Here is a 13,349-nt window from a genome sequence, read left to right as displayed (position 1 = left end):
GTCAGGCTCGCTGTGCCAGGGACACGCTGAAAATCCCCCACTCATCCACACGCTGGGTGATCTTGCGGAAACCGGCGGCTGCCACCAGTTGATCCATTTCCGCCTGGCTGCGCCGGCGCATTACCCAGGCCTGGCCCTGGCGGTGGCTGGTGAGGGCGCGGGCGATCAGTTCCAGTTGCGGGTGCCACGGTTGGCCGGTGTACACCAGATAACCACCTGGCTCCACGGCTTCGGCCAAGCCGGCGAGCGAGCCACCGACCATCGCGTTATCCGCGAACAGTTCATATAGCCCGGACACCACCGCCAGCGTCGGCTTGGGTTCCAGCGCCGCAAGGTCCGCCCGGTCAAACGCATCGCCTTTGACGAACTGGGCGATATCCCCCAGCCCTTTTTCACGAATCAGCGCGCCACCGTCGCGCACGTTGATATCGCTGTAGTCCCGCAGCAGGATCGATTCCGGCAACGGCGAAACGCCCTGCAAGGCTTCCAGAATGTACCGACCATGCCCGGCGGCGATGTCGACGATTCGCACTTCCCGCTGCTCGTCCCGCAGCTTGGCCATCGCCAGGCGCAGCAGCTCTTCCACGTTCAACTTGCGCTGACGAATACCGCGCCAGCCGATGGAGTTCAGGTAGTTGGTGTCGATCATCCGCCCCAGCCCGCCTTTGCCGGTGGGTTTGTTGCGGTACACGTAGTCCAGGGTGCTGCCGGAGTCGAAGCCGGTGTCGAAACCGAGCTTCACGCCATCCGACAGTTTGCTGCCCAGGCCCATGCTGGCGCGGGTCATGCGCCAGTACAGGTCGCGCAGGGAGTTGCGTGGCAACGGCGCGGCGAGGGACTCGGATTCGGCGCAGGTCAGGCCAATCCTGTCGGCATCCAGCAAGGAGGCGCGGTCCAGCGGGTGTTCGAAGTTCTGCAGGATAAAGCGCCGGGCGCTGCTCAAGGCCACGGCACGATCACGTTCACCGAGGGTGTCGTGGAAGAAGCCGGGGAGGATGTGCAGCTCTTTCTTCAAGCTGCCGAGGCGGTCGAAAAACTGCTGCTGGGGTTTGCGGTGCACCACAAAGTCCGAGCCGGAGATCAGCAGTTGGGTCGGTACCTGAATTGCCTGGGCATCGGCTACAACCCGGTCGGCCGCTTCGTACAGGCCCAACAGCACATTCACCGAGATGGCTTTGGTGATCAGCGGATCACTGTCGTAGGACGCCACGCGCTCCGGGTCATGGCTCAGGAACTTGGCCTTGACGTAGCTGTTGACGAAAAAGTTGCCGCGAAACTTGCGCATCAACGCCAGGCCCGGCCGGGCGAAGGGCACGTAGAGTTTGACCTTGAATGCGGGGGAGGCGAGTACCAGCGAGCGAATCTTCGGCGCGTAGTCGTGCACCCAGGTGGCCGCGATCACCGCGCCGACGCTTTGGGCGATCACTGCGAGGTGTTCTTCCTCGATGTTGTAGGCGCTGCGGATATGGTCAACGAAAGTCTGCACGTCCCGCGCACTGGTGGCGAAGCTCGGGCTGTCGCCGCGCGCGCCGGGGGATTGGCCGTGGCCACGGGCGTCCCAGGCGAAGAAGTCGAACTCCGGCAGGTTCAGCTCTTCCACCAGGTGGGCGATACGACCGGAATGCTCGTGGCCGCGATGGAACAGCAAGATCGCCTTGCGCGGCGCAAAGCCCGCGGGTGCGGTGGCGGGCCAATGACGGTAGAAAAGCTCCACCCCGTCATGGGTGCTGAAGGTGTGCTCTTGCTGTTCACGCATCGCAAAATCCTTATGCAGAAGGGGAGGTGTTCGTTTCTTCTTTCAAGCCTTGGCGCACACGGTTGACCAGGGTGTAGGCCAGCAACGCCGCGACCAGCCACATCACCGCTTCGACCCAACCGGCACCCAGCCAACCCAGCGCCACGCCGGTGGCCAGCACCCCGAGCACAAACGCCCGATCGCTCTTGCCCATCGGGCCGTCGTAGCGCCGGGAAGCCCCGACCATCGGCCCGAGCACGCCGGCGTATTCGCTGAACACCGCCAGCAGCGTCACCAGCAACACCGGCGCCAGACTGACCTCGGGGATCAGCGCAAACGGCAGGATCAGTGCGCTGTCGGCGATCACGTCACACAGTTCATTGAGGTAGGCGCCGAGTCGCGACTGCTGGCCGAATTCCCGGGCGAGCATGCCGTCGATGGCATTGAGGGCCATGCGCAGGATCATCCACAGCGGGATCAGCGCAAACAGCCACACATGTTGTGCGAAGCCGGCAATCAGCAATCCCACCAGCAGGGAAACCACCCCGGCCAGCACGGTGATCTGGTTGGCGGTGGTGCCGTTGTCGTAGAGGCGCTGCACCAGCGGGCGCAGCAGGTTCTGAAAACGCGGTTTAAGCTGATAGATCGAAATCATGGGGAGTGACGCTTCCTTGTCCGTAAGCCCGCGAAAAACTCTGGGGAGTGTGCCGATTTATCACCGCTGAAACCAGTGATGGCTCGTGTTTCTGGGGCTTTCGTCACTATCTGTGTGAAACCAAACAAAAATTTCACGCTTCGGGTTATAGAGTAACTAATTGTTTCTGGGTGGGCGTTTGGGGATGCGAGTGGATCTAGACGCTGATGACGTGGCCATCGAAGGGCTGCCGCGTTTTCAGCAGGGGTTGTTTCATGCCCGCCGGTTAAGGCAGGCCGGCATTGGCCTGACGGTGCTGGCGGTCGGCGGCTGGATGCTGGCGCTGTTTGTGGCGCTGTTCGCCCCGCTGTCGATCTGGCCGGTGGTGCTGATCAACTGCGCCTCGGCGTTGCTGGTGCTGGTGGCTGGCTTGCAATCGGCGTGGTGGGTCGCGGATTGGCGGGCCATGGCGCTGGAGGAGCCGGCTGCACGGCTGATCGAACCGCCGCTGCCACAAGAAGAACCTGGCTGGCTAAACCGGCAGTTCGGTCGCGTCGGTAACGGCTTGCTGGTGCAGATTGGCGCACCGGTGTTCTGGCTGTGCAGCTGGTCGTTGCTGGCATTCTTCAGCGTTCTGGAATTCTGGAGCTTGACCTTGCCCGCCGCGGCGCTGGGCCAGGCTGCCAGTGTGGGCGCCGCCATTGCCTTGGCACTGGCGTTCGGCTTGCTGGTGTTTGAACGGCGCATGGCCCAGGAAAGCACCGCCCAATGGCCGGAAGCGGTGCAACTGGCGCAACTGAGCCGGGTGGCGATTATCTGCCTGGTGATCAGTGCGATTTGTCTGCTGTTTGCCGGTGAAGAGTCCGAGTGGCCTCTGCGCCTGGCCGTGTTGATCGGCCTGTTGCCGGCCCTGGTGGCGCTGGAGTTTCTGCTAAGAGGCCTGCTGTCGCTGTTCAGCCCGCGCCAGGGGCGGCTTGAACCGCGCCTGATGGCGCAAAGTTTTATCGCCGGGATGCTGCGCTGGCCGCCGCAACCGTTGCTCGCCTTGCAGCACGAACTGCACAACCGTTTCGGCATCGACCTGCGGCAGATCTGGGCCTTCACCTATATGCGCCGGGCATTCCTGCCAGTGCTGGTGGTGGTGCTGGCCGTAGGCTGGTTGCTGACCGGCGTGCATGAAGTCGCCCTGCAAAGCCGTGGGATCTATGAACGCTTTGGCAAGCCGGTGGAGGTCTTCGGGCCTGGCCTGCATGCCGGTTTGCCGTGGCCGCTGGGTCGCGTACTGAACGTGGAAAACGGCGTGGTCCATGAGCTGGCCACCAGCGTTGGCGAAGCGGCAAACACCGACGTCGCTCCGGCCGAGGGCCCGGCGCCGCTGATCGCCAACCGCCTGTGGGACGCCAGCCATGTGAATGACAAATCCCAGGTGATCGCCAGCAGCAGCGGCGACAAGCAGAGCGTCCAGATCGTCAATATGGACGTGCGCTTTGTGTACCGCATCGGCTTGACCGACCAGGCCGCACTCGCCGCCACCTATAACAGCGCCGATGTGCCCACGCTGATCCGCAGTACCGCCAGCCGCATCCTGGTGCACGAGTTTGCCTCGCGAACCCTTGATGAATTGCTGGGTGAGGAACGCAACAGCCTCGCCGATCAAATTGGCCAGGCGGTGCAAGCGGACCTGAAGACACTCGACAGCGGCGTGGAAATTCTCGCCACCGTGGTGGAAGCCATTCACCCGCCCTCCGGTGCGGCGAATGCCTACCACGCGGTGCAAGCTGCGCAGATCGGCGCCCAGGCGCTGATTTCCCGGGAGCGCGGCGCTGCCAGTGAGCAGACCAACCAGGCGTTGCTGCAAGCCAGTACCGCCCGCGACCAGGCCCAGGCCACGGCCCATGAAGTCAGCGCCGGCGCCCAGGCAGCAGACCTGCGTTTCAGCGCCGAAAAAAAGGCCTATCAACAAGCCGGCCAGGCGTTCGTGCTGGAGCAGTACCTGAGCCAACTGAGCCAGGGCCTGGCTCACGCCAAGTTACTCATTCTTGATCATCGCCTGGGCGCCAGTGGCGCACCGACCATCGATCTGCGTTCCTTTACCTTACCGGCCGACCCTGCGGTGCCGCGTAAAGCCGTTCAATAAGGAGTTCATCTGTTGAGCGCTCATTCTCACGATCACGCAGGCCATGGTCACCACCACGGCCACCATCATCACCATCATGGCGATGAGCACGAAGCCGGCCCGTTCCCCTGGCGGCGTATGGGCTGGGCGGTATTGCTGGTGCTGTTCGCGGTCACCGCGGCGAGCCTGGTGCAGGTGCGTTCCGGTGAAGCCACGGTGATTACCCGCTTCGGCAATCCGTCGCGGGTATTGCTGGAACCGGGCCTGGGCTGGCGCTGGCCGGCGCCGTTCGAGGCGGCGATTCCGGTGGACCTGCGCCTGCGCACCACCTCCAGCGGTTTGCAGGATGTGGGCACCCGCGATGGCCTGCGGATCATCGTGCAGGCCTACGTAGCCTGGCAGGTGCAGGGCGACCCCGACAACGTGCAGCGCTTTATGCGTGCGGTGCAGAACCAGCCGGATGAAGCGGCGCGGCAGATTCGTACCTTTGTCGGCTCGGCGCTGGAAACCACCGCCGCCAGTTTCGACCTGGCCAACCTGGTGAACACCGATGCCAGCCAGGTGCGCATTGCCGATTTTGAAGCGCAGTTGCGCCAGCAGATTGATCAACAATTGCTCACCACCTATGGCGTGCGTGTGGTGCAGGTGGGCGTTGAACGGCTGACCTTGCCCTCGGTGACCCTCGCCGCCACCGTCGACCGCATGCGCGCCGAGCGCGAGACCATCGCCACGGAACGAACCGCCGTGGGCAAGCGTGAAGCGGCGCAGATTCGTTCGGCCGCCGAGCGTGATGCGCGAATCGTCCAGGCCGACGCCACGGTGAAAGCCGCCGACATCGAAGCGCAATCCCGGGTCGAAGCCGCGCAGATTTATGGCCGTGCCTACGCCGGCAATCCGCAGTTGTACAACCTGCTGCGTTCCCTCGACACCCTTGGCACAGTGGTCACGCCGGGCACCAAGATCATCCTGCGCACCGACGCCGCGCCTTTCCGCGCGCTGGTGGATGGGCCGAAGGATGTCCAGCCATGAGTGAGCGGGAAAGCCTCGACAGCCCGTGGATCCAGGCTGGACGGCTGACGTTCCTGGCGCTGTATGCGGTGACGGTATTGGCCGCGCTGGCGTGGGCATTTTCCAACGTGCGGCAGATCGACCCGCAGAACCGCGCCGTGGTGTTGCACTTCGGCGCGCTGGACCGGATCCAGAATGCCGGGCTGCTGCTGGCCTGGCCGCGTCCGTTCGAGCAAGTGGTGCTGTTGCCCGCCGCGGACCGGGTGATTGAGCGCCGGGTGGAAAACCTGCTGCGTTCCGATGCGGCCACCCAAGCCGATCGCGTGGCCAGTTTTGCCACGCCGCTGAGCGATGCCCTGGCCGGTTCCGGCTACCTGCTGACTGGCGATGCCGGGGTGGTGCAGTTGGATGTGCGGGTTTTCTACAAGGTCACTGAGCCCTATGCGTTTGTGTTGCAGGGCGATCACGTGCTGCCGGCGCTGGATCGACTGGTCACTCGCAGCGCCGTGGTGCTGACTGCGGCGCGGGATCTGGACACGATTCTGGTGGCGCGCCCCGAGTTGATCGGCGCCGACAACCAGGCCGCCGAACGCCGCGAACGGCTGCGTGGCGACCTGGTGCGCGGCATCAATCAACGCCTGGCTGACCTGGCGTCTACCGGCCTTGGCCTGGGCATCGAAGTCACCCGGGTCGACGTGCAATCGAGCTTGCCGGGCCCGGCGGTCAATGCCTTCAACGCAGTGCTGACCGCCAGCCAGCAAGCCGACAAGGCGGTGGCCAATGCGCGCACCGACGCCGAAAAACTTACCCAGACCGCCAACCAGGACGCCGACCGCGCCGTGCAAGTGGCTCACGCCCAGGCCAGCGAACGGCTGTCCAACGCCCAGGCGCAAACCGCTACCGTCGCCAGCCTGGCCCAGGTCCAAGACCCAGGCTTGTTGCTGCGCCTCTACCGCGAACGCCTGCCGAAGATTCTCGGGCAGGCCGGCTCCGTGACCACGGTTGACCCTAAAGACGATTCCCGCCTGATCATTCAGGGAGCCGAACAATGACCGCCCACGCAGCCCCGATGCTCTCATCGGCCGAACAACGCAGCGCCGCCCGGCAACTGACCCTGGCGATGCTCGCCCTGGGCCTCCTCAGCCTGGGCCTGGTATGGCGCTGGCTGGCGCCGGACCAGACCGGCGTGAGCCAACTGCTGTTGGGCGTCGCCTCATTGCTGGTGGCCGTGCCCGTGATGCGCTCGGCCTGGTACAGCCTGCGGTATCCAAGTTTGCATGGCATCACCGACCAACTGATCGCCCTGGCCATGCTTGGCGCCTGGGCTACCGGTGACCTGCTGACCGCCGCGCTGCTGCCGATCATCATGATCTTCGGCCATGTGCTGGAAGAGCGCAGCGTCATCGGCTCCCAGGAAGCGATTCATGCCCTGGGCAAGCTGACCCGCAGCCACGCACGATTGGTGCAGGCGGACGGGACGATCCTGGAAGTGGACAACGGCATCCTGAAGACCGGCGATATCGTCGAAGTGCGCGCCGGTGACCGCGTGCCCGCCGACGGCGTGGTGCTTTCGGGCCAGGCCAGCCTCGACACCGCGCCGATTACCGGTGAATCGGTGCCGCTGGAAGCGAGTATCGGCGTGCAGGTGTTTGGTGGCGCGATCAACCTCGACGGTTTGCTGCGCCTGGAAGTGACCCGCACCGGCAATGAGTCGACGCTGGGTAAAGTCATCGCCCTGATGCAGAGCGCCGAACGTTCCAAGCCGCCGATCACCCGATTGCTGGAGCGCTACGCCGGCAGCTACATGGTGCTGGTGCTGTTGCTGGCAGCGGTCACCTGGTTTGTCACCAATGACGCCCAGGCGATGCTCGCGGTGCTGGTGGCGGCGTGCCCGTGTGCTTTGGTGTTGTCGGCGCCGGCCACGGCAATTGCGGGCATTGCGGTGGCGGCGCGTCACGGCATTCTGATTCGCAGCTCGGCGTTTCTCGAAGAACTGGCGGACCTGACGTCCCTGGTGGTCGACAAGACCGGTACTTTGACGTTTGGCACCCTGCGTTTGCAGTCCATCGAAACCTGCGAGCCGGATCGGCAAGTGCTGCTCAATCTGGCGGCCAGCCTCGGCTCGGCCAGCAGCCACCCGGTCAGCCGGGCATTGGCGGGGCTGGCGACTCAGGAACACATGCTGGTGTTGTCGGATATTCGCGAGCGGCAGGGCCTCGGTGTGGTCGCGCAGACCGGGCAGGGCGAAGCCGCCCTCGGCCGGCCGGAATTGTTTGAGCAACTGGGCATCACGACCACGGCGGTCCCCAATCACGACGGCCCGATTGCCGGGCTTGCGTTGAACGGGCAGTTCCTTGCCTGGCTGTTGCTGGCGGACAGCGTGAAACCTGAAGCGCGCCAGGCGATGAAAGAGCTGCGTGAATTGGGCCTGGGGCGCCAACTGCTGCTGACCGGCGACCGCCAGAGCGTGGCCGACAGCCTGGCGTTGGAAGTGGGCATCAGCGACGTCGAAGCCCAGGCGTTGCCGGAGGACAAACTCAATCGCGTGCTGGGGGAAATCGGCAGCGGTTTCCGGCCGATGGTGGTGGGCGACGGGATCAACGATTCCCTGGCGCTCAAGGCCGGCGTGGTCGGTGTGGCGATGGGCGCGGGCGGGGCGGATATCGCGCTGGCGTCGGCGGACGTGGTGCTGATCGGCAGCGACCTGCGGCGCCTGGGCACGTGCGTACGCTTGAGCCGCCAGTGCCGGCACACGCTGCAGGTCAACGTGATCATCGGCCTGGGCTGGACGCTGGCGATCGTGGTGTTCGCCGCATTTGGCTGGCTGGGCGCGGCGGGCGCGATGATTGCGGCGGTGCTGCACAACCTCAGTACGCTGCTGGTGCTGGGGAATGCGGGGCGCTTGCTGCGGTTCCAGGAGCCGTTATTGAAACTCGAGGAATAAATTTTTCAGTCGTGCTGTAACGCCATGGGGGGACCTCACTCTAGTGCTATGTCGAGACTGAACAATCCGTTCAGACCGGCTCCACTACCGATCATGAGGAATACAAAATGAACTTCAAAAACGCCGTTTCCGGTGCCGCCCTTGCTATCGCCGCTGCTGGCATGTTCGCCGGTGTTGCCACCCAGGTACAAGCCGCTGACGCGCCGGTTCATTGCTATGGCGTCAACGCCTGCAAAGGCCAGAACGACTGCAAGACCGCAGAGAACGCCTGCAAAGGCCAGGGTGTTTGCAAAGGTCACGGCTTCCTGTCGATGAGCAAGGCGATGTGCGACCAGAAAGGCGGCAAAGTCGGCGAGTAACCGACAACCGAGTGCAACCGCAGCGGGCACCCCCTCCGCTGCGGACACTTTCCCCAGGAGTGTTTTTATGTCCGCTTCCCTTCCGAGTCTGGGTTACGGCCTGGGTTTACGCAGCGAGTACTACCAGCAGATCCTTGAACAATCGCCGGCCGTGGATTGGTTCGAAGTGATCTCCGAGAATTATCTGGTGCAGGGCGGCAAGGCCTTGTACTACCTGGATGCGATAGCCGAGCGTTATCCCCTGGTGATGCATGGCGTGTCCCTGTCTATCGGCGGGCCCCATGCCCTCGATACCGATTACCTGAAACAACTCAAGCAGCTCTCCGAGCGCATCCGGCCGGCGTGGATTTCCGATCACCTGTGCTGGAGCCGTGGCAACGCGCACCAGTTGCATGACTTGCTGCCGCTGCCCTACACCGAAGAAAGCCTGTACCACGTCGCCGCTCGCGTGCGGCAGGTGCAGGATGTGTTGCAGCGCCCGTTCGTGCTGGAAAACGTCTCCAGCTACGTGCGCTCCAAGGCGGATGAGTTTACCGAGTGGGAATTTCTCAACGCCCTGAGCCACCTCACCGGCTGCCAGTTGCTGCTGGACGTGAATAACGTCTACGTCAGCTCGCGCAATCACGGGTTCGACGCCTGGGAATTTATCCGCAACCTGCCGCCCGAAAGCATCCGCCAACTGCACCTGGCCGGGCATATGGATTACGGCGACTACGTGATCGACACCCATGACCATCCGGTATGCGATCCGGTGTGGGCGCTGTATCAGCGGACCCTGGAGCACCTCGGGCCAGTCTCGACCTTGCTCGAACGCGATGACCATTTCCCGCCTTTCCAGGAGCTGCTCGACGAGTTGAACAAGGCCCGCGAACTGGGCGCGAGCGCGCTGGACAGGAGAGCGTTATGCGCCTGATCGATTGGCAATTGGCCTTTGAGCGGCATTTGCTGGCCGAATCTTCCACTGCCAGCAACAGCTTCAGCGCCACCTTGATCGGCGGCCCGACCCTGGATGTCGAGACGGGCCTGGCGATTTACCACAACGCCTATCACGCCCGATTGCAGGAAGTGCTGCGCGATGACTTCAGCGCCGTCTGGTATTGGCTGGGGGACGAGGAGTTTGCAGCGTTGGGTTCGGCCTATACCCGCCGTTATCCCTCGGCCCATTACAGCCTGCGCTGGTTTGGCGAGCGGTTCCCCGGGTTTATCGTTGAGCATTATGGCGAGCAAGGTTTGGCGCCTGCCGAGCTGGCGCGGCTCGAATGGGCATTCACCCTGGCCTTTGATGCACCGCAGGGCGAGCCGTTGGCCCTGCAAGACATGGCAACGCTGCCGCCCGAAGACTGGCCAGGGCTGCAGGTGCAGTTCGTGCCCTCGGTGCAGCAGGTGCTGTGTGATTTCAACAGCCTGGGCATCTGGCGTGCGAGCAAGGGCGAGTGGGACTTTCCCGGCAGCGAAGCCCTGCCATTGGCGCAGGTGTGCCTGGTCTGGCGCCATCAGAATGTCTGCCAATACCGCAGCGTTGAACCGGCGCAAGCCTGCGCGCTGACAGGCATGGTCGCCAACGGTTGGAGTTTTTCCGAACTGTGTGCCGAGTTGGCAGTCACTTACCAGGAGGGCGCGCCATTGCAAGCGGTTACCTGGCTGAAACAGTGGGTCCAGGAGGGTTTGCTCCAGCGGCGGGCACCATAGAAAGGCGCTATTGTTTCGATAGCCTGCTAATTTTTCCGTGGATGGTCTACCCTCATTTCAGACGTCTGAAACAAGGGGGGACTACTCATGCTCGCGCAACTTCCACCGGCCTTACAGAATCTCAAGCTACCGCTGCGTCTTCGACTCTGGGACGGCCATGAATTCAACCTGGGCCCGGATCCCAGCGTCACCATTGTGGTCAAGGACCCCATGATGGTTTCAAAGCTCAGCCATCCGACGCTCGACTCACTGGGCGAAGCTTTCGTCGAGGGCAAACTGGAGCTGGAAGGCTCCATTTCCGAAGTGATCAGGGTCGTTGACGAGTTGAGTCATGCCCTGGTTGATGACGACGAGGGGAGTCGTCCGGTGCGCTCGATCCACGACAAGGCCACCGACGCAGCGGCTATTTCCTACCATTACGACCTGTCCAACGAGTTCTACCAGCTGTGGCTGGACCGCGACATGGCCTATTCCTGTGGGTATTTCGAAACCGGCAGCGAATCCCTTGATCAAGCCCAACAAGACAAATTCCGCCACCTGTGCCGCAAATTGCGGCTGCAGCCGGGGGAGTATTTGCTCGACGTGGGCTGCGGTTGGGGTGGGCTGGCGCGGTATGCCGCGCGGGAATTCGGGGTCAAGGTGTTCGGTATCACCCTGAGCAAGGAACAGCTGGCGCTGGCCCAGGAGCGGGTGAAGGCCGAAGGCCTGGAAGACCAGGTAGAGCTGACGCTGCTCGACTACCGCGACTTGCCTCAGGATGGCCGGTTCGACAAGGTGGTGAGCGTGGGGATGTTTGAACACGTTGGCCACGCCAACCTGGCGGAGTACTGCAAGATTCTCTACGGCGCGGTGCGTGAGGGCGGCCTGGTGATGAACCACGGGATTACCGCCAAGCACATTGATGGCCGGCCCGTGGGCCGTGGCGCCGGGGATTTTATCGAGCGTTATGTGTTCCCCAACGGCGAGTTGCCGCATCTGTCGATGATGACCGCAGAGATCAGCGACGTGGGCCTGGAAGTAGTCGACGTCGAAAGCCTGCGCCTGCATTACGCGCGCACGCTGGATCACTGGAGCGAGCGCCTCGAAGACAACCTGGAAGCGGCGGGCAAGATGGTGCCGGAGCAAGCCTTGCGCATTTGGCGCCTGTACCTGGCCGGCTGTGCGTATGCGTTTGCCCGGGGCTGGATCAACCTGCATCAGATTCTGGCGGTGAAACCCCATGCCGATGGTAGCCATGAGCTGCCTTGGACGCGGGATGACCTGTACCAGTAAGCAATGGTACCGGTGATCTGAATGTGGGAGCGGGCTTGTGTGGGAGCGGGCTTGCTCGCGAAGGCGTTGGATCAGAAACACATTCAGTGACTGACACTCCGCTTTCGCGAGCAAGCCCGCTCCCACATTGGGTTCGGTGCAAGCCTTACAAGATTGGAGAAATCAGCCGCGCGATCCGCATGCCCAGTTGTTGCAGGCGGTGGGTCTGGCGGTTTTCTTCCTGGCTGATTTCATGGGCCAGGGCGAAGTCTTCCAGCAGCATGTGCTCCACCTGGCTGGCGAAAGTGTCATCTACCGTCAGCAACATCACTTCGAAATTCAGCCGGAACGAGCGGTTATCCAGGTTCGCACTGCCGATGGCGCTGATTTCACGGTCGACCAACACCACTTTCTGATGCAGGAACCCTGGCGTATAGCGAAATACCCGCACCCCGGCGCGCACGGCTTCGATCGCATACAGGCTGGAAGCGGCGTAGACGATGCGGTGATCCGGCCGTGACGGCAGCAGCAGGCGCACGTCGACACCGCGCAATACCGCCAACCTCAAAGCCGCAAACACCGCCTCATCGGGAATGAAATACGGGCTGGTGATCCACACCCGCTCGGTCGCCGCATGAATGGCCTCGACGAAAAACAGCGAGCAGGTTTCGTAGGGATCCGCCGGGCCGCTGGCCAGCAACTGGCAGAGTACGCCGTCGTCCGGGTAGGTATCCGGCAGCAGCAACGGCGGCAGCTCACGCGAGGCCCAGAACCAGTCTTCGGCAAACGACTCCTGCAAGCACGCCACCACCGGGCCGCTGACTTGCACATGGGTGTCACGCCATGGCGCCAGCGGCGGTTTCTTGCCCAGGTACTCATCGCCGACGTTATGCCCGCCGACAAACCCGGTAATGCCGTCGACCACCACGATCTTGCGATGGTTGCGAAAGTTGACCTGGAAGCGGTTGAGCCAGCCACTGCGGGTGGCGAATGCCTTGACCTGCACTCCGGCGTCCCGCAGTGACTGCACATAACGATGGGGCAGGGCATGGCTGCCGATACGGTCGTACAGCACGAAAATGGCTACGCCTTCGGCGGCTTTTTCCTTGAGCAAGGTGTGCAGTTGGCGGCCGAGTTCGTCGTCATGAATGATGAAGAACTGGAACAGCACAGCGGTCTTTGCCGAGCGAATCGCCTCGAAAATCGCGCTGAACGTGGCCTCGCCATTGATCAGCAAACGCACCTGATTATTCGCCAGGCACGGCATGCGTCCCAGCTTGGGCATGGCCCGCAGCGAAGCGTAGGCCTGGGAGTTGCGCGCGGCCAGCGCCTCTTCAACCCATGGGCGCCAGTTCAGCTCGGTGATCGCCTTGTGCATTTCCTGGTTGGCCTGGCGCCGCGCCTGAATGTAGGCGTCGAAAGTGCTCCGGCCAAAGATCAGGTAGGGAATCAGCGTCAGGTAGGGGATGAACATCAGCGACAATGCCCAGGCAATCGAGCCTTGGGCGGTCCTGACGGTCAGCACCGCATGGATGGCGGCGAGGGTGCCCAGAAAATGCAGGGTGGCAATGAAATAGGCGAGCAGGTGCGGGCCAAAGAAATCCATGGACAAC

The 13,349-nt window shown here is 63.1% G+C and carries 11 protein-coding genes; 8 read left to right on the top strand and 3 right to left on the bottom strand.

Annotated elements, in window-relative coordinates; genetic code table 11:
* Position 1 precedes the first annotated feature (1 nt).
* On the bottom strand, positions 2-1,756 hold the full coding sequence (locus tag QF039_RS29255) for a bifunctional alpha/beta hydrolase/class I SAM-dependent methyltransferase (RefSeq protein ID WP_307522006.1): 1,755 nt from the start codon (positions 1,754-1,756) through the stop codon (positions 2-4).
* A gap of 10 nt (positions 1,757-1,766) precedes the next feature.
* Positions 1,767-2,390, bottom strand: a complete 624-nt coding sequence (locus tag QF039_RS29250; RefSeq protein WP_003213515.1) for a CDP-alcohol phosphatidyltransferase family protein — start codon at positions 2,388-2,390, stop codon at positions 1,767-1,769.
* A gap of 184 nt (positions 2,391-2,574) precedes the next feature.
* Here QF039_RS29250 and hflK (QF039_RS29245) point away from each other — a divergent pair, with 184 nt between their 5' ends.
* The 8 genes from hflK (QF039_RS29245) (at position 2,575) to cfaB (ending at position 11,757) form a co-directional block, all read left to right on the top strand.
* Positions 2,575-4,506: a protease modulator HflK gene (hflK, locus tag QF039_RS29245; RefSeq protein WP_307522004.1), complete on the top strand. Its 1,932-nt coding sequence runs from the start codon at positions 2,575-2,577 to the stop codon at positions 4,504-4,506.
* A 9-nt stretch (positions 4,507-4,515) separates the two neighbouring features.
* On the top strand, positions 4,516-5,514 hold the full coding sequence (gene hflC, locus QF039_RS29240) for a protease modulator HflC (RefSeq protein ID WP_307523049.1): 999 nt from the start codon (positions 4,516-4,518) through the stop codon (positions 5,512-5,514).
* Positions 5,511-6,545, top strand: coding sequence for a protease modulator HflK (hflK, locus tag QF039_RS29235; RefSeq protein WP_003213508.1), 1,035 nt, complete (start codon positions 5,511-5,513; stop codon positions 6,543-6,545). The genes hflC and hflK (QF039_RS29235) overlap by 4 nt, the downstream gene beginning before the upstream one ends.
* Complete coding sequence (locus QF039_RS29230; protein ID WP_307522001.1) at positions 6,542-8,437, top strand: cation-translocating P-type ATPase; 1,896 nt, start codon at positions 6,542-6,544, stop codon at positions 8,435-8,437. The genes hflK (QF039_RS29235) and QF039_RS29230 overlap by 4 nt, the downstream gene beginning before the upstream one ends.
* A 107-nt stretch (positions 8,438-8,544) precedes the next feature.
* A complete protein-coding gene (locus tag QF039_RS29225; RefSeq protein ID WP_102370195.1) occupies positions 8,545-8,796 on the top strand; it encodes a hypothetical protein in 252 nt (83 codons plus the stop codon).
* A gap of 67 nt (positions 8,797-8,863) precedes the next feature.
* Positions 8,864-9,709 carry a DUF692 domain-containing protein gene (locus QF039_RS29220; RefSeq protein ID WP_087694584.1) on the top strand — a complete coding sequence of 282 codons (846 nt, stop codon included), beginning with the start codon at positions 8,864-8,866 and terminating at the stop codon, positions 9,707-9,709.
* Positions 9,700-10,485, top strand: a complete 786-nt coding sequence (locus QF039_RS29215) for a DNA-binding domain-containing protein (RefSeq protein ID WP_307521997.1) — start codon at positions 9,700-9,702, stop codon at positions 10,483-10,485. Before QF039_RS29220 ends, QF039_RS29215 begins: the two co-directional genes overlap by 10 nt.
* An 87-nt stretch (positions 10,486-10,572) precedes the next feature.
* The gene (gene cfaB / locus QF039_RS29210) at positions 10,573-11,757 is read left to right on the top strand and encodes a C17 cyclopropane fatty acid synthase CfaB (RefSeq protein WP_008439517.1); all 1,185 of its coding nucleotides are present in this window, start codon (positions 10,573-10,575) and stop codon (positions 11,755-11,757) included.
* Positions 11,758-11,902: 145 nt separating this feature from the next.
* Here cfaB and cls read toward each other — a convergent pair whose 3' ends face one another.
* Positions 11,903-13,342: a cardiolipin synthase gene (gene cls, locus QF039_RS29205; protein WP_003213496.1), complete on the bottom strand. Its 1,440-nt coding sequence runs from the start codon at positions 13,340-13,342 to the stop codon at positions 11,903-11,905.
* Between the last annotated feature and the right edge of the window lie 7 nt (positions 13,343-13,349).

The sequence above is a fragment of the Pseudomonas sp. W2I6 genome (genome assembly GCF_030815935.1).
Classification (GTDB): Bacteria; Pseudomonadota; Gammaproteobacteria; order Pseudomonadales; family Pseudomonadaceae; genus Aquipseudomonas.
Note: the sequence above shows the minus strand (reverse complement) of the source record. Positions and strands in the feature narration are given on the sequence as shown.